Source organism: Pseudomonas sp. C11 (assembly GCF_034683865.1).
Taxonomy (GTDB): domain Bacteria; phylum Pseudomonadota; class Gammaproteobacteria; order Pseudomonadales; family Pseudomonadaceae; genus Aquipseudomonas.
This window is the reverse complement of record NZ_JAWIIP010000014.1, coordinates 50800-77601: the sequence shown is the minus strand read 5'-3', so window position 1 is coordinate 77601 and position 26802 is coordinate 50800. Positions and strand designations below refer to the sequence as shown.

The 26802-nt window shown below is 61.9% G+C and carries 19 protein-coding genes and 1 other RNA gene; 9 read left to right on the top strand and 11 right to left on the bottom strand.

What is annotated here, in order from left to right:
• Positions 1–180 precede the first annotated feature (180 nt).
• From VC352_RS20490 to VC352_RS20475, 4 genes are all read left to right on the top strand, one after another.
• Positions 181–1800 carry a methyl-accepting chemotaxis protein gene (locus tag VC352_RS20490; protein WP_322981353.1) on the top strand — a complete coding sequence of 540 codons (1620 nt, stop codon included), beginning with the start codon at positions 181–183 and terminating at the stop codon, positions 1798–1800.
• 144 nt (positions 1801–1944) lie between these two features.
• Positions 1945–3090, top strand: coding sequence for an efflux RND transporter periplasmic adaptor subunit (locus VC352_RS20485; RefSeq protein WP_322981352.1), 1146 nt, complete (start codon positions 1945–1947; stop codon positions 3088–3090).
• Positions 3091–3150: 60 nt separating this feature from the next.
• Positions 3151–6210, top strand: a complete 3060-nt coding sequence (locus tag VC352_RS20480) for a multidrug efflux RND transporter permease subunit (protein WP_322981351.1) — start codon at positions 3151–3153, stop codon at positions 6208–6210.
• A 172-nt stretch (positions 6211–6382) separates the two neighbouring features.
• Complete coding sequence (locus tag VC352_RS20475) at positions 6383–6613, top strand: hypothetical protein (RefSeq protein WP_322981350.1); 231 nt, start codon at positions 6383–6385, stop codon at positions 6611–6613.
• A gap of 128 nt (positions 6614–6741) precedes the next feature.
• Here VC352_RS20475 and VC352_RS20470 read toward each other — a convergent pair whose 3' ends face one another.
• From VC352_RS20470 to VC352_RS20435, 8 genes are all read right to left on the bottom strand, one after another.
• Positions 6742–7371 (bottom strand): FKBP-type peptidyl-prolyl cis-trans isomerase, encoded by a 630-nt coding sequence (locus VC352_RS20470; protein WP_322981349.1) that lies wholly within the window; start codon positions 7369–7371, stop codon positions 6742–6744.
• Positions 7372–7532: 161 nt separating this feature from the next.
• Entirely contained in the window at positions 7533–7670 is a 138-nt protein-coding gene (locus VC352_RS20465; RefSeq protein WP_268181897.1) for a DUF2256 domain-containing protein, read from the bottom strand.
• A complete protein-coding gene (locus VC352_RS20460; protein ID WP_322981348.1) occupies positions 7667–9202 on the bottom strand; it encodes a cryptochrome/photolyase family protein in 1536 nt (511 codons plus the stop codon). The genes VC352_RS20465 and VC352_RS20460 overlap by 4 nt, the downstream gene beginning before the upstream one ends.
• Complete coding sequence (locus VC352_RS20455; RefSeq protein WP_322981347.1) at positions 9199–10599, bottom strand: 3'-5' exonuclease family protein; 1401 nt, start codon at positions 10597–10599, stop codon at positions 9199–9201. The genes VC352_RS20460 and VC352_RS20455 overlap by 4 nt, the downstream gene beginning before the upstream one ends.
• Positions 10596–10898 carry a DUF6482 family protein gene (locus VC352_RS20450; protein ID WP_322981346.1) on the bottom strand — a complete coding sequence of 101 codons (303 nt, stop codon included), beginning with the start codon at positions 10896–10898 and terminating at the stop codon, positions 10596–10598. Before VC352_RS20450 ends, VC352_RS20455 begins: the two co-directional genes overlap by 4 nt.
• A 142-nt stretch (positions 10899–11040) precedes the next feature.
• Positions 11041–11535 carry a TIGR00645 family protein gene (locus VC352_RS20445; protein WP_322981345.1) on the bottom strand — a complete coding sequence of 165 codons (495 nt, stop codon included), beginning with the start codon at positions 11533–11535 and terminating at the stop codon, positions 11041–11043.
• A 126-nt stretch (positions 11536–11661) separates the two neighbouring features.
• A complete protein-coding gene (locus VC352_RS20440; RefSeq protein ID WP_322981344.1) occupies positions 11662–12015 on the bottom strand; it encodes a hypothetical protein in 354 nt (117 codons plus the stop codon).
• Between the two features lie 164 nt (positions 12016–12179).
• Complete coding sequence (locus VC352_RS20435; RefSeq protein ID WP_322981343.1) at positions 12180–14654, bottom strand: Lon protease family protein; 2475 nt, start codon at positions 14652–14654, stop codon at positions 12180–12182.
• 184 nt (positions 14655–14838) lie between these two features.
• On the opposite strand from VC352_RS20435, the gene VC352_RS20430 reads away from it, so the two are divergent.
• Positions 14839–16476, top strand: coding sequence for a cation:proton antiporter family protein (locus VC352_RS20430; protein ID WP_322981342.1), 1638 nt, complete (start codon positions 14839–14841; stop codon positions 16474–16476).
• Here VC352_RS20430 and VC352_RS20425 read toward each other — a convergent pair.
• Positions 16469–16780, bottom strand: a complete 312-nt coding sequence (locus tag VC352_RS20425) for a TraR/DksA C4-type zinc finger protein (RefSeq protein WP_322981341.1) — start codon at positions 16778–16780, stop codon at positions 16469–16471. The two genes, VC352_RS20430 and VC352_RS20425, sit on opposite strands and share 8 nt — an antisense overlap.
• A gap of 165 nt (positions 16781–16945) precedes the next feature.
• On the opposite strand from VC352_RS20425, the gene VC352_RS20420 reads away from it, so the two are divergent.
• Complete coding sequence (locus tag VC352_RS20420; RefSeq protein WP_322981340.1) at positions 16946–18787, top strand: DUF4105 domain-containing protein; 1842 nt, start codon at positions 16946–16948, stop codon at positions 18785–18787.
• Positions 18788–18894: 107 nt separating this feature from the next.
• Positions 18895–19140: a hypothetical protein gene (locus VC352_RS20415; RefSeq protein WP_322981339.1), complete on the top strand. Its 246-nt coding sequence runs from the start codon at positions 18895–18897 to the stop codon at positions 19138–19140.
• Positions 19141–19150: 10 nt separating this feature from the next.
• Here the strand turns inward: VC352_RS20415 and VC352_RS20410 are convergent, their stop codons facing one another.
• Positions 19151–22063, bottom strand: a complete 2913-nt coding sequence (locus VC352_RS20410) for an ATP-binding protein (RefSeq protein ID WP_322981338.1) — start codon at positions 22061–22063, stop codon at positions 19151–19153.
• 127 nt (positions 22064–22190) lie between these two features.
• On the opposite strand from VC352_RS20410, the gene ssrA reads away from it, so the two are divergent.
• Positions 22191–22582: a transfer-messenger RNA gene (ssrA, locus tag VC352_RS20405) on the top strand.
• Between the two features lie 184 nt (positions 22583–22766).
• Positions 22767–24023, top strand: coding sequence for an integrase domain-containing protein (locus VC352_RS20400; protein ID WP_322981405.1), 1257 nt, complete (start codon positions 22767–22769; stop codon positions 24021–24023).
• Between the two features lie 154 nt (positions 24024–24177).
• Here the strand turns inward: VC352_RS20400 and VC352_RS20395 are convergent, their stop codons facing one another.
• Positions 24178–26799, bottom strand: a complete 2622-nt coding sequence (locus tag VC352_RS20395; RefSeq protein WP_322981337.1) for a S8 family peptidase — start codon at positions 26797–26799, stop codon at positions 24178–24180.
• Positions 26800–26802: the final 3 nt, after the last annotated feature.

Here is a 26802-nt window from a genome sequence, read left to right as displayed (position 1 = left end):
GCGGCAACCCGTCTGCAACATTTATGTCATCAAACTGTTATCCAATGCGGCAAGCGGCCATTAGTCCGGCTAAGACCTATACTTCCATGACCGGCACAAGTGCGTGCAGCAGTCGGCTCGGTGAAATGGATATCCACAACACGGACACCGTCCTTTCCTCCATTTCCATGGGTGCTTGCCATGTTGCAGAAATCGTTGCGCGCGCAAATCCTTTCCCTGCTCGGCGGCAGCCTTGCCCTGATCCTGATCACGGCCCTGGCCTGCTTCAGTTTTCTCTCCAGTGGACTCCAGTCCTACCGTGGCCTGCTCGACGGCCCGGTGCAGGCAACGCGGCTGATCGACGCGGCCAATCTCGAATTCAAGATCCAGGTTCAGGAGTGGAAGAACGTGCTGCTGCGTGGCAAGGACGACGCCAACCTGCAGCGTTACTGGAGCCAGTTCGAAGCGCAGGAGCAAAAGGTACAGGCCATCCTTGGCGAGCTGGCGCAGGCCGGCGGCGATGCGACGCTCAACGCTCAGGTCGAGCGCCTGCGCAGCGAACACCGTGACCTTGGCCAACGCTATCGCCAGGGACGTGACGCCTTCATCAAGGCCGGTGCCGATGCCCAGGCCGGTGATGAAGCGGTCAAGGGTATCGACCGCGCTGCCAGCGAGCAGATGACGGCGCTGGTCGAACAGCTTCGCCAGCAAAGCCTGGATCAGGCCCAGCAGATCAACGCCAGCGCACAGCGAACCGTCATTACCGGCTCGCTGTTGATGCTTGCCGCCGCGCTGGTGATCGGCGTCTTCAGCCTGTGGCTGGTCAACCGCCACCTGATCATTCCCATCCGCCACCTGATCGGCCACGTCGACCAACTCAGCCACGGCCAGTTCGGCCAGCGCGTGGACAGCAGCAGGCAAGACGAACTGGGCTTGCTCGCACGCGCGGCCAATACCCTGCGTGACTTCCTCGCCAGCACCACGGAGCGCCTGCATCGCAGCACGCATGACCTCGACGGCGCCAGCGGTGAACTCAACGCCATCGCTTCACGCATGACCGAAGGCGTCAGCGAGCAGTTCGAGCGCACCGATCAGGTTGCCACCGCCATGCACGAGATGTCCGCGACCGCCCAGGAGGTTGCACGGCACGCCGCCGATGCGGCCCATGCCGCCACCGACGCCGATGACTCGGCGCGTCAGGGCAGCGCGGTGATGCAATCGACCATCGCCACCATCACCGACATCCGTGGCGAAATCGCCAACACGGCCGAAGTGATCCGCCGCCTGGAAAGCGACAGCGGACGTATCGGCAAGGTGCTGGAGGTGATCCGTGGCATCGCCGAACAGACCAATCTGCTGGCGCTCAACGCCGCCATCGAGGCCGCGCGTGCCGGCGATCAGGGACGGGGCTTCGCCGTGGTCGCGGATGAGGTGCGCCACCTGGCGCAACGCACCGCCCAGTCGACGGCCGAAATCAACCAGATCATCGACACCGTGCAGACCGGCGCGCTGAATGCCGTGCGCGCCATCGAGAGCGGCCAGCAACGCAGCGAACAAGGCGTGACTCAGGTGACCGAAGCTGGCGCCATGCTGCAGCGTATTACCGCGGCAGTGGAAGCGATTCGCGACATGAATCAGCAGATCGCCACCGCCGCCGAGGAGCAGACGTCGGTGGCCGAGGACATCTCGCGCAACCTGACCGAGCTGACGGCCATCGCCAGCGCCAACCAGGAGAACGTCGAACGTACCCAGGCCGCCAGTCTGAACCTGCGCGGGCTCTCCGGCGAACTAGGTGAAGTCACCCGCCGTCTCGGTTCGTGAAACACGCGACCGGCACGCCAACGTGCCGGTTTCATGGGGAAAATACCTTGTAAATGAGGAGTTTTGACTTCATCTGCGAGTAGCACTATCGTGCCCGATCCTGCCTATTCCAGGCTCGACCCCGCTCTGCCAAGGAACCGGAATATGTTGCTCCGCCGCATGCTGATCATGCTGGGTGCCGTCGTGCTCGTGGTACTCGCCCTCGCCGCCTACAAAGGCTTCTCCATCTATAAGCAGATTCAAATGTTCTCGGCGCCACAGCCGGCCATCAATATCTCGGCGGCCACTGCGGTCGAGCAGCCCTGGCAGGGGCGCCTGCCGGCCATCGGTACGCTCAAGGCCTATCAGGGCGTGGATCTGTCCGCCGAGGTCGAGGGCATCGTGCGTGAGGTGCTGTTCGAATCCGGGCAGAAGGTCGAGCGTGGCCAGCCGCTGATCCAGCTCGACAGCGAAGTGGAGCGTGCCAGCCTGGCCACCGCCGAGGCCGAGCGCAGCCTGGCGCAGATCGAGTACGAGCGCGGGCGCAGCCTGGTCAGCCGTTCGAACATTTCCAAGAGCGAGTTCGACCGCCTGGCCTCGACCCTGCAGAAGGCCACCGCCAGCGTCGCCCAGCTCAAGGCGCAACTGGACAAGAAGCGCATCAACGCGCCCTTCTCCGGCACCATCGGCATTCGCCAGGTCGACCCGGGCACCTACCTGTCGCCCGGCGCAGCCATCGCCACCCTGCAGGATCTATCGCGGCTGAACGTGGACTTTTTCCTGCCCGAGCAGCAAGCGCCGCAACTGACCGTCGGCCAACGCGTGCAGATCAGCGTCGCCGCCTACCCTGGCGAGGCCTTCGAAGGGCGTATCAGCGCGATCAACCCCAAGGTGGAAAACGAGACCCGCAACCTGCAGGTACGCGCCACCCTGGCCAACCCCGATGAGAAGCTGCTGCCGGGCATGTTCGCCAACCTGCAGGTCTTGCTACCGGGCGACAACGCGCTGATCACCGTGCCGGAAACCGCCATCACCTACACCCTGTACGGCAATTCGGTGTACCTGATCACCGAGAAAAAGGACGACAAGGGCGAGCTGGTCAAGGATGGCGACGGCAAAGCGCAACTGGTGGTGGAACGGCATTTCGTCACCACTGGCGAACGCCGTGACGGCCGCGTGGTGATCCTCAAGGGCCTGCAAGCCGGCCAGCAAGTGGTCACTTCCGGCCAGTTGAAGCTGGACAACGGCTCCCACGTGGCCATCGTCGACGATCCCGTGCAGCCCGACAGCACCTCGCCGAGCACCAACTGACCAGTCCCCCGGCCGCCGCCAGAGCGGCGGCCGGGGGTGGCAACAGCCAAGGAAATCATCATGGCTTTCACCGATCCGTTCATCCGTCGCCCCGTGCTGGCCACCGTGGTCAGCCTGCTGATCGTCCTGCTCGGCATCCAGGCGTTCGGCAAGCTGGTCATCCGCCAGTACCCGCAGATGGAAAACGCCCTGATCACGGTCACCACCGCCTATCCGGGCGCCAACGCCGAGACCATCCAGGGTTACATCACCCAGCCGCTGCAGCAGAGCCTGGCCAGCGCCGAAGGCATCGACTACATGACTTCGTCGAGCCAACAAAATCTGTCCACCATCTCCATCTATGCGCGCATCGGCGCCAACAGCGACCGCTTGTTCACCGAGCTGCTGGCCAAGGCCAACGAGGTGAAGAACCAGTTGCCGCAGGACGCCGAAGACCCAGTGCTGAGCAAGGAAGCGGCCGACGCTTCGGCGCTGATGTACGTCAGCTTCTACAGCGACGAGCTGTCCAACCCGCAGATCACCGACTACCTGTCGCGCGTCATCCAGCCCAAGCTGGCCACCCTGCCCGGTATGGCCGAGGCGCAGATCCTCGGTAACCAGGTGTTCGCCATGCGCCTGTGGCTGGATCCGGTGAAGATGGCCGCCTACGGCGTAACCGCCAGCGACCTCAACGACGCGGTGCGCAAGTACAACTTCCTCTCCGCCGCCGGCGAGGTGAAGGGCGAGTACGTGGTCACCAGCATCAACGCCAGCACCGACCTGAAATCCGCCGATGCCTTCGCCGCCATCCCGGTGAAGACCATGGGTGACAGCCGCGTGCTGGTGCGCGACATCGCCCGCGTGGAAATGGGCGCGGCCAACTACGACTCGATCAGTTCCTTCGATGGCGTGCCCTCGGTGTACATCGCCATCAAGGGTACGCCCAGCGCCAACCCGCTGGACGTGATCAAGAACGTGCGCGCGGCCCTGCCGGAACTGGAGGCGCAACTGCCGCCGAACCTCAAGGTGGCCATCGCCTACGACGCCACCGAGTTCATCCAGGCGTCCATCGACGAAGTGGTGAAAACCCTCGGCGAAGCGGTGCTGATCGTCATCGTCGTGGTCTTCCTGTTCCTCGGCGCGTTCCGCTCGGTGTTGATCCCCGTGGTCACCATTCCGCTGTCGATGGTCGGCGTGCTGTTCTTCATGCAGTTGATGGGCTATTCGATCAACCTGCTGACTCTACTGGCGATGGTGCTGGCCATCGGCCTGGTGGTGGACGACGCCATCGTCGTGGTGGAAAACATCCACCGCCATATCGAAGAGGGCAAGACGCCGTTCGACGCGGCCATCGAAGGCGCGCGCGAGATCGCCGTGCCGGTGATCTCGATGACCATCACCCTGGCCGCCGTGTACGCCCCCATCGGCTTCCTCGAAGGCCTTACCGGCGCGCTGTTCAAGGAGTTCGCCCTGACCCTGGCCGGCGCGGTGATCATTTCCGGCATCGTCGCGCTGACCCTGTCACCGATGATGTGCGCCAAGCTGCTGCGCCATGAGGAAAACCCCTCGGGCCTGGCCCATCGCCTGGATCAGATCTTCGACACGCTCAAGCGGCGCTACCAGAAGGCGCTGCACAGCACCCTCGACACCCGTCCGGTGGTGGTGGTGTTCGGCCTGATCGTGATGGCATTGCTCCCGGCCCTGCTGTCGTTCTCCAAGAACGAGCTGGCACCGGATGAAGACCAGGGCATCGTGTTCATGATGACCCAGTCGCCACAGCCGACCAACCTGGACTACATCAACGCCTATACCGACCAGTTCGTGGAGATCTTCAAGAGCTTTCCCGAGTACTACTCGTCGTTCCAGATCAACGGTTTCAACGGTGTGCAGTCGGGCATCGGCGGCTTCCTGCTGACGCCGTGGAACGAGCGCGAGCGTACGCAGATGGCGATCCTTCCCGAGGTGCAGGCCAAGCTCAACCAGATTCCGGGCCTGCAGGTCTTCGGCTTCAACCTGCCGTCGCTGCCGGGCACTGGCGAGGGTCTGCCCTTCCAGTTCGTGATCAACACGCCGAACGACTACGAGTCGCTGCTGCAGGTGGCCCAGCGGGTCAAGGCGCGCGCGCAGGAGTCGGGCAAGTTCGCCTTCCTCGACATCGACCTGGCCTTCGACAAGCCGGAGGTCGTGGTGGACATCGACCGCGAGAAAGCCGCGCAGATGGGCGTATCGATGCAGGATCTGGGCACCACGCTGGCCAGCCTGCTCGGTGAGGGCGAAATCAACCGTTTCACCATCGACGGGCGCAGCTACAAGGTGATCGCCCAGGTGGAGCGCGCCTACCGCGACAACCCGGGCTGGCTCGACAGCTACTACGTGCGCAGCGAGAACGGTCAGATGGTGCCGCTGGGTACGCTGATCCGCGTCAGCGACCGCGCACGCCCGACCAAGCTCAATCAGTTCCAGCAGCTCAACTCGGTGATCATCCAGGGCGTGCCCATCGTCAGCATGGGCGAGGCGGTGGACACCATCACCCAGATCACCCGCGAGGAAGCGCCGCGCGGCTACAGCTACGACTACGCCGGCGCCTCGCGCCAGTACGTGCAGGAAGGTAGTGCGCTGTTCCTCACCTTCGGTCTGGCACTGGCGATCATCTTTCTGGTGCTGGCGGCACAGTTCGAGAGCTTCCGTGATCCGCTGGTGATCCTGGTCACCGTGCCGCTGTCGATCTGCGGCGCGCTGATACCGATCTTCCTCGGCTTCTCGAGCATGAACATCTACACCCAGGTGGGCCTGGTGACGCTGATCGGCCTGATCAGCAAGCACGGCATCCTCATCGTCGAGTTCGCCAACCAGTTGCGTCGCGAGAAGGGGCTGAGCGTGCGCGAAGCCATCGAGGAAGCCGCTTCCATCCGCTTGCGCCCGGTGCTGATGACCACTGCTGCGATGGTATTCGGCATGGTGCCGTTGATCCTCGCCACGGGTGCCGGTGCGGTGAGCCGTTTCGACATCGGCCTGGTGATCGCCACCGGCATGAGCGTCGGCACCGCCTTCACCCTGTTCGTCCTGCCCTGCGTGTACAGCTTGCTGGCCAAGCCGGATGCCGAAGCGCAACAACAGGCGCAGGTCACCCCCGCGCACTGACCGATCCTGTGGGAGGCGCTTCAGCGGCGGCTGTCGCGGCTGAAGCCCCTCACACAGTCCGCCTTATCGCCCGCCTCGATTCACGGAAACGACAGAAGGTCGCAATTAACTCTTGCTATTTATGTAATAGGAATTATTCTCAGTTACGTAATGACGGCCAAGGAGAACTGCCATGACCTACCTGATCGATGCCTGGCTGGATCGGCCACATCCCTACCTGCGCATCCTCAACCGTCAGACCGGCGAAGTCTGCGCCGTGCTGGAAGAAGACGCTCTGGACGAGCTGCGCGACCAGGGCGACCTGGATCTGCACGAACTCAGCTCAAGCGAACCCAGCGTGCTCAAGGAGCTGGTGCGCAGCCTGTTCCTGTTCTGCTATGCCCGGGCCTTGCGCCCGTCCTGAAACGCAACGGCCCCCTGCCATGGCAGAGGGCCGCTCGATCGTAGGGTGGACGACGCTTCACCCGTCCACCGTCGCCGTGGTGGACAAAAACAGCGTTGTCCACCCTACGACTCACCTACGGATTTTGCTTACAGGATGTCCAGCAGCTCGACATCGAACACCAGCACACTGTGCGGCGGGATGCTGCCGACGCCCTGGGCGCCGTAGGCCAGCTCGCTCGGCACGTGCAGGCGCCACTTGCTGCCGGTACCCATCAGCTGCAGAGCCTCGACCCAGCCCGGAATCACGCCGCCAACCGGGAATTCTGCCGGCTGACCGCGCTCGTAGGAGCTGTCGAATACAGTGCCGTCGATCAGGGTGCCGTGGTAGTGGGTACGCACTTGGTCGTCAGCCGATGGCTTGGCGCCCTCGCCTGCTACCAGCACTTCGTACTGCAGGCCGGAGGCCAACACGGTGACGCCTTCGCGCTTGGCATTCTCGGCCAGGTAGGCACGACCTTCGCCGGCAGCAGCTTCCGCCTTGGCAGCGGCCTCGGCCTGCATGATCTCGCGGATGACCTTGAAGCTGGCGCCCAGCTCAGCCTCGGAAACGCGGCTGGCCTGGCCGGTGAAGGCATCGGTCAGACCGGCGAGGATGGCGGTCAGATCGACACCCGGCGGCGGGTTGTCGCGCAGTTGACCACCGAGTTGGCGGCCAATGCCGTAGCTGACGCGGCCCTCGTCGGAGGACAGATCGGGGCTGAAGGTGAATTCGGACATGAAAAGGCTCCGCTAGGGGCTGCAAAAAGGCCGGCCAGACTAGCACAGAAGCCGGGCGCGAGGTCACGGCAAGGTGCCAAGCCTGTCGCGGCTAAAGCCCCTCCCACAGCCGCAGGAGATGCACGCTCCGTGGCAGGCGCTTCAGCGGCGACAGTCTGGATCTATAGGGCGTTACGCCCTCGCCGACAACGCTCGGAGCAGTAGCGCACCTCCTCCCAACAGCGCGCCCACTTCTTGCGCCAAGTGAAGGGCAGGCCACAGACCAGGCAGGTCTTCACCGGCAACTGGCTCTTCTTCACAGTCTCTCCCCGGCATCGAGCCGTGCCAGCAAACGCTCGCCCCAATCCCACAACGCCTGCTGCTTGGCCTCGCTCATGCGCGCCAGGTTGCGGTAGACCATGCCGATACGCGGGTTGCGCTCCAGGCGCTCGCGGTGGCGCATCAGAAAATGCCAATACAGTGAGTTGAACGGACAGGCCGACTCGCCGGTGCTTTCACTCACCTTGTAACTGCAACCCTGGCAATGGTTGGACATGCGCTTGATGTACTGACCGCTGGCGCAGTAGGGCTTGGAGCCCAGGTAACCGCCATCGGCGTGCATCACCATGCCCAGGGTATTGGGCAGCTCCACCCAGTCGAAGGCATCCATGTACACGGCCAAGTACCAGTCGCAGATGGCCTTGGGCGCAATACCGGCAAGCAGGGCGAAGTTGCCGGTGACCATCAGCCGCTGGATATGGTGCGCGTAGGCGTGCTCCAGAGTCTGGCCGATGGCCTGGCGCATGCAGTTCATGCGCGTCTGCCCCGTCCAGTAGAACGACGGCAGCACCCGCGAATTGCCGAAGGTATTGCCCTCGGCGTACTCCGGCATGCGCAGCCAGTAGATGCCGCGTACGTACTCGCGCCAGCCGATCAACTGGCGGATGAAGCCCTCGGCCGCATTCAGCGGCACCTCGCCCTTGCGATAGGCCGCCTCCACGTCGCTGCACAGCCGGCGCATGTCGAGCAGGCCGATGTTCAGCGCGGCGCTGATGCGTGAATGAAAAAGAAACGGCTCGTCATCGGCCATGGCGTCCTGGTAATCACCGAAATCGGCCAGGCCGTGAGCGAGGAAATGCTGCCAGAGGCGCTCGGCCTGTGCAGCGGTCACCGGGTAATCGAAGCCGTCCAGACGGCCGTAATGATCGGCGAAACGCTGCGCGACCAACGCCAGCACCTCGGCAGTGATGGCGTCCGGCTCGGTGCGCAGCGCTGCAGGCGGCCGTACGCCCTTGGGCAAGGCCTTGCGGTTGTCGGCATCGAAGTTCCAGGCCCCACCTTCGGGGCTGCCATCCGGGTTCAGCAGCAGGCCGCTGGCGCGGCGCATCTCGCGGTAGAAGAACTCCATGCGCAATTGCTTGCGCCCCTGCGCCCAGGCAGCGAAGGCTTCGCGCGAGCAGAGAAAGCGCGTGTCCGGGTGCCACTGGATCGCCACGCCGCAATGGCGCAGCGCCTGCTCCAGGCGCCAGTCGCCACACTCGGTCAGGTGCACCTCGGCCGGGTTCAACTGCTGCGTCCAGCGCTGCAGCTCACCCGGCAGCGAGCCGCTGTTGGCAGGATCGTCCAGCTTCACGTAGTGCACCTGCAGACCCTGCTCACGCAGAGCCTCGGCGAAATGGCGCATGGCGCTGAAAATCAGGGCGATCTTCTTCGGATGATGCGGCACATGGCTGGCCTCCTCCATCACCTCGGCCAGCAGCAGGTGATCGCGCGCGGGGTCGACATCAGCCAGGGCGCCGAGGCCCAGGCTGAGTTGGTCACCGAGAATCAGAATCAGACGGCGTACGTTCACAGCAGAGCGACCTCCATGTGCGGATGACGGCGCAGGTGGCCGAGCAGGATGTGGTAAGTGTCGCGGTCGAAACCGCCCCGGCCTTCGGCCAGCAAGGCATTGGCCTGATCGAGGCATTCCACGCTGCCCAGGTAGCGCCACTGGTCGAGCACATGCCACTGCACGAGATCGTGCCGCGCGTCGCGCTCGACCAGGGCAACCGGCCCACGCCAGGGCCAGGCCTGGGTCTGCAGCCGTTCGGCACCTTGGAGCAAACGCGCATCGTGCGCCTGACGCGACTCCATGCCACAACAGGCGCCAGCGCAGCGACCCAGCTGGTAGGCGAAGCAGGCACCGTCGCCCTCCTCAAGCCCCAGCACCCGCAGGCACAGACGGCGCTCACGTGCCTGCTCCAGCAACCATTGCCGTGCGTGATGACGCGAGCGGAACAACCCCACATGCCGGGTACCAGGCAGCAACGCGCGATGCGGCAGCAGCTCATTGCGCCATTCACCGCCCGCCTCGCTCAGCGCCCAGGTCAGCAGTTCGCGCTGCTTGCGCAGGCGCCGGTTGTACAACGGCTGCAGGCGTTTGATTTCCGCCGACTCGAGCAACAGCGCGCCCAACTCGCCAGCGGTGGGTTGCACCTGCACATCGCGGATCTGCTGCACCATATGCAGGCTGCGCCGGTCACGGTGGTCGTTCTGGAAGTGCGACGTCACCCGCTGGCGCAGGTTGCGGCTCTTGCCCACGTACAGGTGGGCGCCGCTGTCACCGAGGAAGTAATAGACGCCGGGCCTCTCAGGCAGGCCGGCGAAACGCTCGCTGGGTAGCAAGGGTGGCCGAGCGGCGCTACGCAGCTGACTGCTCAGCGCACTGGCCGGCACCCGTGCGAGCAGATGCTGGGCCAGGAGCAGGGTCGCCTCGGCATCGGGTACGGCGCGATGACGGAAGAAGCGGACGATGCCGAAATGCTCACAGAGCGCATCGAAGCCTTGGTCGGCGATATCGGGCAATGCCGTTCTGGCCAGACGCAGGGTACAGAGCTGTACCGGACGCAGTGCCTTCCAGTCGGCCAAGGCACGGCGCAGGAAAGCCAGTGAGAAACGCAGGTTGTGCCCGACCAGCACGCGTCCTTTCAGCGCGGCGGCAATCGCCTCACCTGCAGCGTCGATGCCTGGCAGACCGCGCAACTCCAGAGGATGCAGCCCGGTCAGCGCCAGCAACTTGCTCGGCAAGGCCACGGGGGGCTCGAACAGCCAGTGCAGGCGCGCCTCGACGCCACCCTGCGCGTCGACCTGGATGATCGCCAGTTCCCAGACGGCATCACGCAGCGGATGCGCCCCCGTGGTTTTCACCTCGACAACGGCCAGGGTACGACCTTGCAGCGCCCCGCCCGGAATGAACGCTGCCGTCACCAGCCGGAACGAAAGGCGATGGGCACGCGCAGGCTGTTGTCAGCCGAGGGCATGCCACACATTTCATCATGCACCGAGCTGTGCACCAGGAAGAACGGCAGCGTCGGCATTTCCTGCAGCACGTCGCGGGCGTGTTCGACCGAGCGTAGGTGCAAGGTACTGCCCTGCTCGTCGCGCACCGGGTGGGCACGGCCTTCCATCCGCGCCTCGAGCAGGTAGATGCCACCCTCCAGGGAAATCAGGTTGAGTTCGTCGATGCGCCCAGCCAGGGCGTGCACGGAAAGATCGTACAGATTCATGGGTTCTCCTCGTCTCGCGCAAAATTATACAAAAACCTCTACAAAGACAATTTTTGTACAAGATAGAGAAAGCACAAGGCCCAAATGAAAACCGCCCGTCCGTTTTCCAACGGCCGGGCGGTTCGGCAACACGGTGAGCGGATCAGTGATCGTGCTTGGTCAGCTTGTCCAGGTAACCCATGGCAAAAGCCGATCCAACGAAGGTCAGGTGGATGATGACGTACCACTGGAGGTACTTGAGGTCATAGTTCTTGGCATCCATGAACACTTTCAGCAGGTGGATGGAGGAAATCGCCACGATGGACGCCGCCACCTTCATTTTCAGCGAGCTGGAATCCATCTTGCCCAGCCAACTGAGCTTCTCAGTGTCATCATGGATATCCAGGCGCGAAACGAAGTTCTCGTAGCCCGAGAGCATCACCATCACCAACAAGCCGCCAACTAAGGCCATGTCGATCAACGACAGCAGCTTGAGGATTACATCCGCTTCAGCAAGGGAAAATATCTGCGGCAGGATGTGGTAAAGCTCCTGAAAGAATTTCAGAGAAAGCGCCAGAACCGCCAGCGACAGGCCGAAGTAGATGGGTGCCAGCAACCAGCGCGAGGCATACATCGCATTTTCGATAAAGCGTTCCATGAAGGTCTCACTGAGGGATCGGAAATGGCGGCGAGTATACCCAGCCACACCGGCCGCACAAAGCGCTGCACGGATTGTGGATAACCCCAGTGAAAACAGCCCGTATGCGCCAGACCAGGCGCGCCCTCAGCTTTGCCCGTCGGTATCGGGGCGGAAGCGGTACTGGCCCGGATGGCGCCGCTGCGAGTCGTTCAGGCGGCGCAGCTCGGCCTGCAGGTGCAGGCTCCAGATCGGCGGCTCGGTGCATTCGGCATAGCCCTGCAACGCCAGGCTCTGGACGATGGCAGCCAGCACTTCTTCAGCGACGAGAGGCCCGAAGAACGGGCCTTGTGCCTTGATGGCCGAGGGCTGCGCGCCGGCCATGCCGGCTGCACAGATCAATGTCCAAAGCCCGCGATCACCTGCCAATGGCCTGATCACGCATTCGATACGGGTGACAAGCCCCAGACAGTGTCGGGTAAGGCAGAGGCTGCGCGACATGGCGGCGACCCTCGCGAAATTCAGCATCCAGCCTACACCCCGAGCGGCTGAGCTGGGAAGCCAAAGTTATCCACGAAAGCTGTGGATAACTCTGTTGATGACAGGTGAGCAAGCTGTCCGGTGCGCCTACCGCAGTGCCTGCACGGCGGTCGCGCAAGAACTGATCAGCTCGCCTCGCCGTCAGTCTTCTTGCGACGTGGCGCACGAGCCGCCTTGCTCGCCTCGGCGGGGGGCGTTTCCTTTGGCTCAGCCGGCTTGCTCTCCTCTTCCAGGCCGATCGCGGCGATATCGCGCAGGCGCTCGACCACCCGAGCGTTGACGCTGCCCTTGGGGAAGCGCCCCTTCTCGTCCGGATGCCCAGCCGGCTCGCCGACCAGCAGGCTCAGCGCCTCGTCAACATGACGCACGGCATAGACGTTGAACTGGCCGGCACGCACTGCCTGCAGGACACGCTCGTCGAGCATCAGGTTGGCGACATTGGAGTGCGGGATGATCACCCCCTGCTCGCCGCTCAGGCCACGCGCCTCGCACAGGCGGAAGAAGCCTTCGATCTTCTCGTTGACCCCGCCGACCGCCTGCACCTCGCCGAACTGGTTGATCGAGCCGGTGATGGCGAAGCACTGCTTGAGCGGCGTGCGCGACAGTGCCGAGATCAGCGTGCACACCTCACCCAGCGAGGCGCTGTCGCCATCGACATAACCGTAGGACTGCTCCAGTGCGATGCTCGCGGAAATCTCCAGGGGGAATTCCTGGGCGTAGCGGCTGCCGAGGAAGCCGGTGAGGATCATCACGCCCTTGGAGTGGATCGACTGGCCGAGGCTGACCTCGCGCTCGATGTCGACGATGCCGCTGCCGCCTGGGTAGACAGTGGCGGAAATCCGCGCCGGCACGCCAAAGGCCGAATCGCCCACTTCCAGCACGGTCAGCCCGTTGCACTTGCCGACGGCAGCGCCACTGGTGTCGATGAGGATGATGCCAGCCAGCATGTCGTCGATGATGCGCGCCGAGACACGCCCGGTGCGGGTCGCCTTGGCCTTGAGCGCACGCTCGATATGACCGACATCAGTGAGGGTCTCACCCGCCAGCTGACGGATGAAGTCCGCTTCGCTGACCAGTTGGAACAGGTCGCCGATACGTGCCGACAAGCGCCCCTGATGTTCGGCAAGGCGTGCGCTGTAGGTAGCCAGGCGCGCCACGGCGGCACCGGTGAGCGGCGCCATGCCCTCTTCCGAGGTGCGCGTCTTCATCAACTGAGCGAATTGCTCCAGGCTCTCGTCAGCGAGCGGGATGTCCTCGTCGAAGTCGACCAGCACACGGAACATTTCCTGGAAGTCCGGATCGGCATCCTGCAGCGCGTAGTAGAGCTGACGCGAGCCGATGATGATGACCTTCAGTTGAAGCGGGATGACCTGCGGGTTGAGGGTCACCGTGGCGATGCGGCCGAGATCGCCCAATGGCGACTCCATCTTCAACTGGCGCGAATGCAGGGCGCGTTTGAGCGCTTCCCAGACGAAGGGTTCGCTGAGCAGTTTTTCCGCTTCGACCACCAGATAACCGCCATTGGCACGGTGCAGCGCACCCGGGCGCAGTTGGCGATAGCTGGTGTACAGCGCGCCCTGGTCGGAGTTGTACTCGATGCGGCCGAACAGGTTGTCATAGGTCGGGTGCGACTCGAACACCACCGGCGCGCCGCCGTTGGCATGGTGACCGACCACCAGGCTCGGGCAGTAGATTTCCTCAAGCAGCTTACGCAGTTGCGGATCGGCCTTGTCGACGTCCACCAGTTGCTCGACTGCTGTTTTCAGCAGGTTGACCTGCATGGCTTGCAGGTAGGCGCAGACTCCGGCGTTCTCCGCGTATTTTTCCGACAGCGGCGCCAGCAGCGGCTGCAGAGCGACGGTGATGGTTTCCTCGTTGAGCTGACGCAGCTGGTTGCTCGATTCGCGCTTCCACAGCGGCAGGCTGGCCAGTTCCTCGTTGAGGCGCTCTTCCAGCGCGGCGATATCGGCATGGAAGCGTTCGCGCTCGGCCTCCGGCAACTGGGCGAACTCGGCTTCATCCAGCGCCTTGCCGTCGGCCATCGGAGTGAAGGCGATGTTGGTACTGTCGCGGTACAGGGCAATGCCCTTCTCCAGCGACAGACGCTCGATCACATCCAGCGCCTGGTCATAGCGCTTGTTGAAGGTGCGGTCGATGGCGCTCTTCTTCTGCTGGTAGGTCGGCGTCTCGAACACCGCCGGGAAGGTGGCCAGCAGGTTGTCGATCAACTGGCTGACATCGGCGATGAAGGCCGTTGCCGTGCCGGCCGGCAGCTCCAGCGCGCGCGGCTCGCGCGGCTCGTCGAAGTGATTGACGTAGACACGGTCGGCCGGCGTCTCCATGCGCTTGGCTTCGGCCTTGAGGTAACGCTGCACGAAGGAGAAACGCCCGGTGCCGGGCTCGCCCATGACGAATACGTTGTAACCGGGGCGCGGCATGGCCACGCCGAACTGCAGCGCCTCGACGGCGCGCGACTGGCCCAGCACGCCGCGGAAGGGTTCGAGTTCATCGGTGCTGGTGAAGTTGAACTGCTCGGGAGCGAAGGGGCGGGTCAGTGACTCGGGGGCAAGGCGCAAAGCATCGAGGCTACGCTTGGACATTGGCAATCCTTATAGCGAGCGGAAAATTCCGCAAAAACATGGGGTGATTCTGGGCCTGTGGCGCAATGGCGATCAAGGTTTGATTCACGGCAATGCACAAAAACGGGGCTGGGATAATCTGCCAGACGATCCGCCATCGAGCCTGCACCCACGACAGGCAGCCCCAGCGCCAGGAGACTTGCCTATGAGTGCCTTTCAGGAAATCGCCGCCCTGCTCAGCCTGTCGGCCGTGCTGGGCATGCTCGCCGTGAGGTTGCGCCAGCCTCTGATCATCGCCTACATCCTGGTGGGCATTCTCGCCGGGCCGGCGGTAATGAATCTGGCCGGTGATCACAGCTCGATCAGCCTGCTGGCGGAAATCGGCATCACCGTGCTGCTGTTCGTCGTCGGCCTCAAGCTGGACATGCACCTGGTGCGCACCCTGGGCGCCGTTGCCCTGGCCACTGGCCTCGGCCAGTTGAGCTTCACCATCCTCGCCGGGCTGGCGTTGTGCCGCCTGCTGGGCCTGGACTGGATGAGCGCCGGCTATGTAGCCGTGGCCCTGACCTTTTCCAGCACCATCATCATCGTCAAGCTGCTGTCGGACAAAGGCGAGATCGACTCCCTGCATGGGCGCATCGCCATGGGTTTTCTCATCGTGCAGGACATCGCCGTGGTGCTGGCGATGCTGATGATCAGCCTGTACCAGCCGGCCAATGGCAAGCCCGGGTTGTCACCTCTAACGCTGATTGGCGCCCTGCTGGCCAGCTTGGCGCTGCTCTACCTGCTGGTACGCTTCGCCCTGCCCCGCCTGCTGGCGCCGATGGCCCGCTCGCCGGAGTTGCTGATGCTGGTGGCGGTGGCCTGGGGCACGCTGCTGGCCGGCGGCGCCGAGGCGCTGGGCCTGTCCAAGGAGCTGGGGGCCTTCATCGCCGGCTTCTGCCTGGCTTCCACGCCGCTGCGCGAGGCCATCGCCAGCCGCCTGAGCAGCCTGCGCGACTTTCTCCTGCTGTTCTTCTTCCTGCACCTGGGCATTCAACTGGATTTCTCCTATCTGCATCAGCAGATCGGTAGCGCCGTGCTGCTGTCGCTGTTCGTGCTGATCGGCAATCCGTTGATCGTCATGGCCATCATGGGTGCGATGGGTTACCGCAAACGCACCGGCTTCATGGCCGGGCTGACGGTAGCGCAGATCAGCGAGTTCTCCATCATCTTCGTCGCCATGGGCATCAGCCTGGGCCACGTTGGCGGCGCAGCACTGGGGCTGACCACCCTGGTGGGGATCATCACCATCACCCTGTCCACCTACATGATTCTCTACTCGCAGCCACTGTTCGAGCGCCTTTCGCCCTGGCTCAGCATCTTCGAGCGGCGCGTCGCCCACCGCGAGAATGCCGAGGACAATGCACCCGACCAGACCCAGCCGGAAGTCATCGTCTATGGCCTGGGGCGCTATGGCCGCCAGTTGGCCCATCGCCTGCAAGACGGCGGCCTGCGCGTTCTCGGTGTGGACTTCGACCCACAGGCGCTGGCCAACGCTCGCCAGGCGGGGCTGAGCGTGTGCTACGGGGATGCCGAGGATGGCGACTTCATCGCCCACCTGCCTCTGCAGCAGGCCCGCGCCCTGGTCAGCACCATTCCGCAACGCGAAGTGAATGCCTTGCTGCTACGCGCCGCGCGCCATGCCGGTTTCCGTGGCAGCGTGACCCTCAGCGCGTTCCGCGAAGGCGACCTGGAGGCCTTCACTCGGGCGGGCGCCGCCAGCGTTCTGCAGCCATACATCGATGCCGCCGATTCCGCAGCGCGCCGCCTGCTGGAAGAAGTCGAGCAACCGCTCAGTTGAACTCGGCACACCCCAGGCAGTACTCGGCAGCCGGCATGGCGGCCAGGCGCGCCGCCTCGATCGGCTCGCCGCAGCACAGGCACTCGCCATAGCGCCCCTCGGCCAGGCGCTGCTGCGCCTGGCGTACCAGCAGCAGGCCATGTTCGGCCTCGGCCAGCAGAGCCTGCAGCACTTCGTCGTTCTGCCGCTGCTGCGCCTGCTCGGCGAAGTCCGCCGAGTGACTGCGCGCCAGGTCACGGCGAATCGCCTCGGCACGGGTCGCGTAATCATCCAGCATGGCATCCAGCACATCACGGTGGCTCATGAACAATCTCACTGAGTACGAAGAACCCGCAGTGTGCGACGCCCAACATTAGCCATCACTGACACCCGTCAGTACTTGCACGAAAGGCTTTTCTCTGCTGCCTTGACACTCATCGCACACCTGGCCAAAGCTCGGCCATCGCCCGCATCAAGAAGAGCCGCGTCCTTGAATCGGATAGTCGCCATCCTCGCCCTGTGCTGCAGCCTTCCCCTTCATGCCGCCTCGCCCCAGCGCCTGGCCGAACTGGCCCTCGATCCCTACTGGATCGCCCTCGGCCACTACGAAACCGGCAAGCTCGGCGGTTGGCGCAGCTATGTCGACGACGATGACTTCTTCCTCGCCGAGAACGGCGCTCACGATCCCGCGGCCGAACTCGCCGCCACGGTAAAAGCGCTGTACCAGCCTGCCGACCTGGGTGACCGCCATCCCCAATGTATCTATCCGGCGCGCACCCGCTGGCTCAAGGCGCAACTGCAACTGACCGATCTGCCCACGCCGGACTGCGCCGAGTACCGGGCGTGGATGGCCGACGTCAACCCGAACAGCGCCGTGCTGGTGTTCCCGGCCGCCTACCTGAACAGCCCGTCGTCGATGTTCGGCCACACCCTGCTGCGCATCGACCAAGCCGACATCGACAGCCACAACACCGCCCTGCTCAGCTACGCGCTGAACTTCGGCGCCTTCATCGAAGGCGACGACAACAGCATCCTCTACGCCTGGCGTGGCCTGATGGGCGGCTACCCCGGCCTGTTCGCGCTGGTGCCCTACCACGACAAGCTCAGCGAATACAGCCGCCTGGAAAACCGTGACCTGTGGGAGTACCGGCTGAACCTGACGCCCGAGGAAACCCGGCGCATGGTCGAGCATGTCTGGGAGCTCAAGCAGATCCGCTTCGACTACTTCTTCTTCGATGAGAACTGCTCCTACCGCCTGCTGGAGCTGCTGGAGATTGCCCACCCCGGCGTCGAGCTGACCGAACACTTCCCGCTCACCGCCATCCCCACCGACACCGTGCGTGCGGTCAAGGATGCCGGGCTGATCGAGCGCATCGACTATCGCCCCTCCCGTGAGCGCGAGCTGCTGGCCCGCGCCGAGCCGCTGGATGCCGACGAACAGGCCTGGGTATTGCGCCTGAGCGAAGATCCGGCGCAGTTGCAGGGTGCCGCTTTCACCGCCCTGCCCAGCGAGCGCCGCGCGCTGATCCAGGACGCCGCCTTCCGCCTGGTGCGCTACCAGGCCAACGACAACGAACGCAGCGTCACGGCGCAACGCAGCTTCCAACTGCTCGGCGCGATCAGTCGCAACCCGCCGCCGTCACTGGATATCGAGCGCCCGCCTTTGCCCGAGGAAGGCCATCAATCGCGCACCTGGCAACTGGCCGGTGGCAGCCGTGACGACCGTGCCTTCGCCGAGTACAGCCTGCGTATGGCGTACCACGACCTCAACGACAACCTCGACGGTTTCCCGCTGGGTGCGCAGATCGAAATCCTCCAGCTCAAGCTGCGCCAGTACGAGAACAACCACTGGCAAGTGCAACGCCTGGACTTGGCCAACATCCGCTCGCTGACGCCGCGCAACGCTCTATTGCAGCCGTTGTCCTGGCAAGTCGGCGGCGGGCTGGAACGGGTACTCGGCAAGGATGGAGACACCCCGCTGGTCGCGCATATCAGCGGTGGCGCCGGTGCCAGTTGGCAACTCGACGACGAACTGCTCGGCTTCGCCCTCGGCACCACACGCCTGGAGTACAACGAAGACTTCGCCTCCGTGATCTCCCCCGCCCTGGGCTTCAACACTGGACTACTTTGGCGCAACCCGGTGGGCAACCTGACCCTGGAAGCCGCAGGCGACTACTTCCACAACGGCGAAGTCCGCCGGCGCTTGTCGCTCAACCAGCAATGGGAAGTGTCACGCAACCTCGGCCTGCGCCTGAGCGCCCAGCGCGAATTCAGCCAACTGGCCAGCCCGGTCAACGAGGTGAAGCTGGAGCTGCGCTGGTATCACTACTGACGTAGCGCCTGCCAACGCAGGCCCGCTGGCATGAGGACGTGTCACGGCGCTCGCCGCGCAGAAGCCCTCCTATACTGCAATCTCCACCGTCCGTTCGGAGAACCGTCATGCGCCGTCTATTCGTGTTTCTCGCTGCCGCACTGATCAGTCTGCCGCTATGGGCCATGCACTGCCCGCAGGACATGGCCAAGATCGATGAGATGCTGCAGAACGATCCGCCCAGCGATCCCGAGGTCGTGGCCAAGGTCAAGGAATTGCGTGCCGAAGGCGAGGCCCTGCACAAGGCTGGCGATCATGCCGAATCGGCCCGCGTGCTGGGCGAGGCGCTCGACCTGCTGTCCGCCAGCGAGTAACGCCGGCGGTTCAGAAGCCGCTGTAGATCAATCCCAGGGCCGCCTGGCGCAACGCCTGCAGATCCACGGGTTTGCTCAGGCAGACGTCTGCGCCACGCGCCCGGGCTTCCTCGAACAGGCGGGTATCGGCCACGGCACTGATCACCATGACCGGCACGTCGCGCAAGCGCGGCTCGTTGCGCATGGCATCCAGCACATCCAGGCCGCTGCCATCGGGCAGGTCGATATCCAGCAGCACCAGCGCTGGCGTCTGCAGGTGCAGCTCAGCCAGGGCACTCTGCCTCGAACTGACGCCACGCACGTCGGCGAACTCACGCAGCGATTCCTGCAACACCCGCATGCACGCCGGGTGATCCTCCACGCACAGCACCGGCACCAGGCTACGAGCCGGCTGCACCTCTTCCAGAGCCTCGTTCGGCCGGTCGTCCTCTGGGCTGGCAGCACTGGGCAGGTCGAGCCAGAAACGGCTGCCCACACCCTCTTCGCTGCGCACGCCAATCTCGCCTTCCATCAGGCTGGCCAACTCGCGGCACAGCACCAGCCCGATCCCCGTGCCGGGAATGTTGGAACTCTCCCGCCCCAGACGCTGGAAGGGCTGGAACAGCTGGGCCTGCTGCTCGGCAGATAGGCCAGGGCCGGTATCGTCAACCCACAGCCGCACGCAGTCGGCACGAACCTCATAGCCCATGCGGATCATGCCCTGCGGGCTGTTGTACTTGATAGCGTTGGACAGCAGGTTGAGCAGGATCTGCCGCACCCGGCGCGGGTCGCCCTGCACGTAGAGAGATGGCTCGGCCGCGGCCATCACCTGCAGCTGCAGCCGGCGTTGCTGGACTTCAGGTTGCACCAGCTCGGCACAGCCATTGAGCAGCGCCCCAATCTCGATGGCTTGCAGTTGCAATTGCTGACGCCGGCTCTCGATGCTGGAAAGGTCGAGGATGTCGTCCACCAGTGACGTCAGGTGGCGACTGGCATGAACGATCTCGCGGGCATAATCGGCTTCCTGATGGGCGTCGGCCTTGTCCTGCGTTTCCAGTTCGATCAGTTGGGCGAAACCATGGATGGCATTGAGCGGTGTGCGCAGCTCATGGCTCATGCTCGACAGGAAGCGGCTCTTGGCCTGGCTCGCCGCGTGCGCTTCGAGGCTGGCATGGCGCAACTCCTCCTGCACCTGCTTGAGCCGGGTGATATCCACGTGCGTACCGGCGATCCGCCGTGGCCAGCCAGTGGCATCGCGCTCCAGCAGACGTCCGCGGCTGAGCAACCAGACATACTCGCCATGACGGTCGAGGTAACGGTACTCGGCGTCGAAATACTCCTCGCCTTGCTCGGCGAACAGCTTGCGCAGATGACGCAGACGCTCGACATCGTCCGGATGCACGCGCTGGTTGAACTCGCTCAGGGTAATCAGGCTGGCGCCGAGGCCGAAGCGCCGCACGAAGCGCTCGCTCAGCTCGATGGTCAGGGCTTGAGCGTCGATCTGCCAGAGACTTTCGGTGGTGTTGTCCAGCACCAGTTGCAGCAGATCGTAAGTGTCCTGGCGCTGGCGCTCGCTGGTCTGCAACTGCAAAGCGGCCTGCTGCACGGCTTCGGCCAACTCGCTGACCTCGCGAATGTGGCTCTGCGGCGCATTCGGTGGATACTCGCCCTGACCGAGACTGCCGGCCATGTCGACGACGCCATTGATCGGCCGCGCCAACTGCTCGCTGAGCTGACGCGAACGCCACCACATGCCGGCGAAAAACAGCAGATAGAAGAACAACAGGCCGGCAATCAGCAAGTAGCCAATCTGCTGGTAGCGCGCGGCCAACTGATTGGTGTCACGGAATATCTGTTCCTCGTCCACCACCAGCATCAGCCGCCAGCCGGTCTGCGGGATGACGCTCCAGGCAACCAATTGCTTGCGGCCACCCAACAGCACCTCTTGTACGGTACCTGTACCCTCGTTCATCGTTGCCAGCAGAGGCTCCATCCCCTTGCGCTGCAACAGGCTGAAATCCTCTGGCTTGAGCACCTCACGGCGCACGGCCTCTTCATAGGAATACTGCGTCAGCTCGCGCAGGCCGAAATCCAGCTCACCCGCCGCCGGCAGCGCCATGATCCGGTTGTCGTGGCTGACCAGCATGGCGTAGCCGTGCCAGGGCACGTTCAGCTCGTCGATCTCGCCCAGTACCTGATCGACGGTAATATCGAAACCCACCACGCCTTCGAGAAAATCCTTGCGGTACACCGGGGCAATGGCCGACATCATCCAGCCCTGCCCGGCGGGGTCGAGGTAGACATCGGTCCAGACCAGCTTGCGCTGCGGGTTGTGCTTGGCATCGGCCAGGTAATAGAAGTTGTAATCCGGTATCACCATGTCATGGGGATACTGCGCCGGCGTTTCGAACCAGGGATAAATCCGGTTGTAGCTGTCCCAACTGTTGAAATAGAGCGCCGCCACCAACGGGTTGGCCTGATGGATCGAACGCATCAAGGGGTCGACCTGCGAGAGCCGCATCACCTTGGCGTGATCCTGCTTATCCAATGGCGTGGTATTGGCATAGAAAGACGCCGCACGGCCATCATCACTGCGCGAATAAAAGACGCCCGAAGACGTGGTGGCGTAGCGCTGCAACTCCGTGTCATCCGGGCGGAAACGGGTATCGAGCAACGCGCGCTGCACAGCATCGCGAAAGACCTGAACCTGCACCTCGATGGAACGCAGACGCCCGTCGATGATCTGCGCCTCACGCTGCGCGGCGCTGGCCAGATCACGCACGGCGGTTTGCTGCAGATGCGCCACCTGCTCGTCACGAATCGCCTGGTTGCTCAGCAGGTACACCGCGATCAACACCGACTCCACCAGAACCAGCGGGATCAACGCACTCTGCACGAAAGCTCGCCAAATCCACTGACGCAGGGGATAACGGCTACTCGGCATGACGACTCCTATCCAATGGCCCATCCCGGGCAGGCGGGGCCATCATAGCCTCACTGAACCGAATACGCAGTCGACGCGATGGAACCTTTGCCGTAAACTCCGTGTCCTAGCTTTACGCCAAGGTTTTGGGGTCGATTAGGATTCGACGCCGGTAGCGAAGCTCGAGGTGCATGCCGACTTGGTAACAGAAGTCGTAAATCAACTGTTGCAACTTTCTATAGTTGCCAATGACGAAAACTACGAGGGCTACGCTCTCGCTGCGTAAGCGGCGCGACTAGTCCTTCTGGTAGCTTCGGCTCCAGCGATCACTAGGGGATGCCTGTAAACCTGAAGTGATTGTCATGCAGAACAGGATCGCCGCGTAGTACGTTGTGGACGAAGTGGCTAAAACTTACACAACTCGCCCAATGCACCCTGCCCGTCGGGCGGCTGAGGGTTAACTCAATAGACACGGCTAAGCATGTAGTACCAACAGTGGAGAACTGGCGGACGGGGGTTCAAATCCCCCCGGCTCCACCAAATAACCATCTAAAGACGTCCTCGGACGTCTTTTTTTGTGCCTGAAATCCAGCAAGTACGGGGCTTTCAGCGTTATCACGATCCGATAGCGTCCGACTGGATCCGCGAAACCCGGTATTCCAAATGGTATTCCAAGCATGTAGGTGGTAATTTTTGGAATACCAAAACCTCTCATGGAATACCAATGTGCGCTCAAGCCTCTCGCCTTTCTGAGCTCAAGCTCAAAGCCGCCAAGCCCAAGGAAAAGGATTACATCCTGGTCGATGGCGACGGATTACAAATGCGAGTGAGAAGCAATGGCTCTAAGCTATGGAATTTCAACTATTACCACCCAGTAACCAAGAAGCGCATCAACATGGGGCTTGGTGCATACCCTGAGCTATCACTTGCCCAGGCAAGGAAAATGACCGTTGAAGCAAGGGAGCTTCTTGCCACCGGCATCGACCCCAAAGAAGAGCGGGACAATCTTAAGCAAGCCAAGAGGGCTGCAACCGAACACACGTTTCAGAACGTAGCTACCGCCTGGTATGAGCTGAAAAAAGACTCCGTGACACAGGCCTACGCCGAGGACATCTGGCGCTCACTGACGCTGCACGTTTTCCCGGACTTAGGTACGACCCCGATCTCAGCCATCAATGCACCACAGGTCATCAACCTGCTTCGCCCGCTCGAAACCAAGGGCAGCCTGGAGACCGTTAAACGGCTGACGCAACGGCTCAACGAGATCATGACCTACGGGGTCAACTCGGGACTGATCCATGCCAACCCGCTTAGCGGCATCCGCTCTGTCTTCAAGAAACCGAAAAAGAAAAACATGGCAGCACTGCCTCCCGATGAGCTCAGCGAGCTCATGGTGGCAGTTGCCAATGCCAGCATCAAAAGAACGACTCGCTGCCTGATCGAATGGCAGCTTCACACCATGACCCGACCAGCAGAGGCGGCGACTACTCGCTGGGCAGACATCGACTTCGAAAAGAAAATCTGGACGATCCCAGCTGAGCGGATGAAGAAACGCCGCACGCACATGATTCCGCTCACAGAACAGGCTCTCGCATTGCTGGAAGCAATCAAGCCCTACAGCGGCCACCGTGAATACGTTTTCCCTGCAGACAGGAACCCTCGCACCCACTGCAACAGTCAGACCGCCAACATGGCGCTGAAGCGCATGGGTTTCGAAGGCCGCTTGGTCAGCCACGGCATGCGCTCAATAGCCAGCACCATTCTCAACGAGCATGGCTGGGACTCTGAACTGATCGAAGTAGCGCTTGCTCACGTCGACAAGGATGAGGTCCGCAGCGCCTACAACCGTGCAGACTACATCGAGCGCAGGCGCCCAATGATGGCCTGGTGGAGCGAGCACATCCAAAAGGCAGCTATCGGAAATCTGTCGATATCGGCGATCAAGGAAAATCGAGACAGCAAGGTTGTTTCGATACGCTGACGATCAGACGACCTGGGCAACCCTCCGCCAAAACGAGCAGCAATGGGCCGACATGCAAGATTGTTCGAAAAGCCCTCTCGCGGATCACCGAGCGATGAGGGCCTCGCTGGGTGAACATTCCCAGAGAGCTGCTACCGGCAGCTCACCGTTAGACTCACACCCTAGGTGCCGCAACGCGTACCGTCTGTTGAATCCTGGCGCGAACCTGTAGGTAGATCGGAATGTCTTCCTTCGCCTCCAACGTGACAGCTAAGCCGTAAGGAATTGCAGCATCTAGGTGAGTTGTCGCGTCTTTCTTGCAAACAACGCGTATCCTGAGGTTTTCGCCATCCTGAAAAGCATCTAGCTGACTTTTACCCTCAAGCACCTCATGCTGCACGGTGCCTCGCTCGACCTGATTATGATCACTGTCTTGGCGCTCAAGTCTGAGAGTTTGGCTGGACCAGTTGCCGCCACCAGGCTCCAACGTCAACTTGGCTTCCCGAAGGTTACGATGATCTGGATTGATGGGCGTCAGCCACGCCAGAGTAACGACCAAACGCCGCCAAACCTTCTGCGCCGATAATGCCAAGGGAATGGGGAACACATACTCATGCACCTCGCCCTCATGGATCTCCCCACAGCCCAGTACCGTGGCTCTCTGTGCTGTACATGTCAGCACACGCTCAATGTCCACCGAACCATAGCCGAGATAGCGTGCAACTACCTGTTTGAACTGGCGAGAATTCTTCGAATCTTTTAGCGCCAACTCGATTTGCTGCTTAGCGCTGTTATCCTGCTTTGCGCCGTGGACCAACAATGCCTTTATCAAAACCGACATTAAAGACTCAGGGATATCTTCTTTTCCTTCGATACGGAGCCTATCCAGCATGTCATAAATACGGATAGCGCTACGAGTCGCAAGAGCAGTCGCATTACTCGTGCCACGAGTAAATCTCTCCCGCGACAGATCACCCTGTTGCTTGCTGTCGCAAGCTACTTTTTGCCCAGGCCCCAGGGCCGAATTATCAATTCGATATACATGCGAACTATCCAGCATCGGCGCGCTGTATAGCTGCCGCCCACCAGGCATTAATATTTCCGGCTTAATGGAACGCCTGAAACCAAACCCCAGCCGCATGATAGGACTAAACAACGTTTGGGAGGGCAGTATATCTACCCTCTGCCCAAACACTCGATAATCACCCGAGTCATCCGCGTGCACGGCACCGACTGTAATTGCATTCAATGATTCAGCCGGAGAAAACAGCCGCCTTGAAGACAAATTCCCCGCCACCGCTTTTAGCGTAACGTTGATTTTTTCCTCATCAGGAAGCGCCGAGAACTGCTGCTGATTAAGCCCAAGATTAATATCTTCGCAATAATTCCCAGAGCTGACACAGAACAAGACTCTATATTTGTAAGAGAGCCAATCTAACAACCGAGCCCACGGACTTGGGGTATGAATGAAGACACGCGCCGTATCCCCAATAGAAAGATTAATTACCTTTACCAAGGGGGCCTGAGGAGCACTGCTATCAGACACCTCGAACATTCGCCGAACTGCAATATGAATACGATCTTCGAAAAAAACATCCTCCGGCATGTGCTCATCATGCTCAGGTGTTTGGTGGTCAGGCTGCATTACTGGGACGCAGTACAACCTCCTGCCTAATGGCTCAGCATTCGGATCGCTGCGGTCACCATGTAGGATCAGTGAAGCCATGGCTGTACCATGCTTGCGCTCGCCTGGTTGGTAGCTGGCCTCTAAATCAAAAACATCATCCACAAGCAGTCTATTCTGCAAGGCCTCATGCAACTGCAGCGGCGCACCATCGAGAAGAGCTGCTACTGGCTCAAGCTCGCTTGTACCCTGAGGGAAGACACCTGGCTCCCCCTCACCATCGTCAGATACAGCGAGGCATTGCCCAGTCGGGCGGAAGTACATGATGCTGGGAAACTTAAAGAGGGCAATATCGATACTCGCCTCAGGGGAATCAATCTGCCTCAGCAAAGCTTGGATTGCTCCTGCTGGAAGCTCAGCCTTTACGGCATGGAATGCAATTTCGGGTATATCCAGAAAGCGCGCCAACACTTTCCCGCCCAACTCTTCGAGCAGCCGCCCTAGTAGCAGCTCGTTCTGCCGGCGCTTTTCCTCGCTTTTCCGGTAAAAAAACTCTATCTGAAAGGTAATTGCCTTATCAGGCTGTATAGGATCGACAAGATCCCGCCACAGGTCGATCATTCCTGTTTCAAAAAGCGTTTCTTCGACACCCCATCTGCGAAGTACATTCAGTTGCTCAAATACAGTCTTCCACTTTCCCTTTCCATAGGGCACCTGGCCTGTCGATTTCCATTGTTCCCACAGCGAGAGAATTTCACGCAACCCAGCCATATTGCTCATAGCCAGAAACATGCGCCCACTCAAAGATTTTTCGATTCGGTTACCCGCCGCATCCAGCTCATAGAAGCCGTCATCCTCGGCTTTCAGTTCATCAAGATCGGTTTCGCCCAGCCACTCCAGTCCAGCTGCCTCGACGGCCTGTTTGAACTCGTCGATACGCCCAACGATCTCCACGACTAGAACCATCTCAGGCTCAAGCCCAGCAAGCGCACCACTCAGACTCGCTTGATATCGCGCAAAATCTTCCCCGACTTTTTCAAGTTGCAGGCCGACACGTGGAACTTGGATGCTACGGCCTGGTACTTTTGGCAAGCCAACCGGAAAGCCTTTTCCTTTGTCAGGGGCAAGTATCCGTTTCTCAGGAAAAACCAGTAGCGGCAAGTACTCAGGCATAAT

Excerpts from the sequence above, each read along its gene's own strand:
- VC352_RS20480 (WP_322981351.1), top strand. The coding sequence starts at position 3,151 with ATGGCTTTCACCGATCCGTTCATCCGTCGCCCCGTGCTGGCCACCGTG.
- VC352_RS20400 (WP_322981405.1), top strand. The coding sequence starts at position 22,767 with ATGTGCGCTCAAGCCTCTCGCCTTTCTGAGCTCAAGCTCAAAGCCGCC.
- VC352_RS20485 (WP_322981352.1), top strand. The coding sequence starts at position 1,945 with ATGTTGCTCCGCCGCATGCTGATCATGCTGGGTGCCGTCGTGCTCGTG.
- VC352_RS20415 (WP_322981339.1), top strand. The coding sequence starts at position 18,895 with ATGCGCCGTCTATTCGTGTTTCTCGCTGCCGCACTGATCAGTCTGCCG.
- VC352_RS20425 (WP_322981341.1), bottom strand. The coding sequence starts at position 16,780 with ATGAGCCACCGTGATGTGCTGGATGCCATGCTGGATGATTACGCGACC.
- VC352_RS20430 (WP_322981342.1), top strand. The coding sequence starts at position 14,839 with ATGAGTGCCTTTCAGGAAATCGCCGCCCTGCTCAGCCTGTCGGCCGTG.
- VC352_RS20410 (WP_322981338.1), bottom strand. The coding sequence starts at position 22,063 with ATGCCGAGTAGCCGTTATCCCCTGCGTCAGTGGATTTGGCGAGCTTTC.
- VC352_RS20440 (WP_322981344.1), bottom strand. The coding sequence starts at position 12,015 with ATGTCGCGCAGCCTCTGCCTTACCCGACACTGTCTGGGGCTTGTCACC.
- VC352_RS20435 (WP_322981343.1), bottom strand. The coding sequence starts at position 14,654 with ATGTCCAAGCGTAGCCTCGATGCTTTGCGCCTTGCCCCCGAGTCACTG.
- VC352_RS20450 (WP_322981346.1), bottom strand. The coding sequence starts at position 10,898 with ATGAATCTGTACGATCTTTCCGTGCACGCCCTGGCTGGGCGCATCGAC.
- VC352_RS20490 (WP_322981353.1), top strand. The coding sequence starts at position 181 with ATGTTGCAGAAATCGTTGCGCGCGCAAATCCTTTCCCTGCTCGGCGGC.
- VC352_RS20445 (WP_322981345.1), bottom strand. The coding sequence starts at position 11,535 with ATGGAACGCTTTATCGAAAATGCGATGTATGCCTCGCGCTGGTTGCTG.
- VC352_RS20470 (WP_322981349.1), bottom strand. The coding sequence starts at position 7,371 with ATGTCCGAATTCACCTTCAGCCCCGATCTGTCCTCCGACGAGGGCCGC.
- VC352_RS20395 (WP_322981337.1), bottom strand. The coding sequence starts at position 26,799 with ATGCCTGAGTACTTGCCGCTACTGGTTTTTCCTGAGAAACGGATACTT.
- VC352_RS20475 (WP_322981350.1), top strand. The coding sequence starts at position 6,383 with ATGACCTACCTGATCGATGCCTGGCTGGATCGGCCACATCCCTACCTG.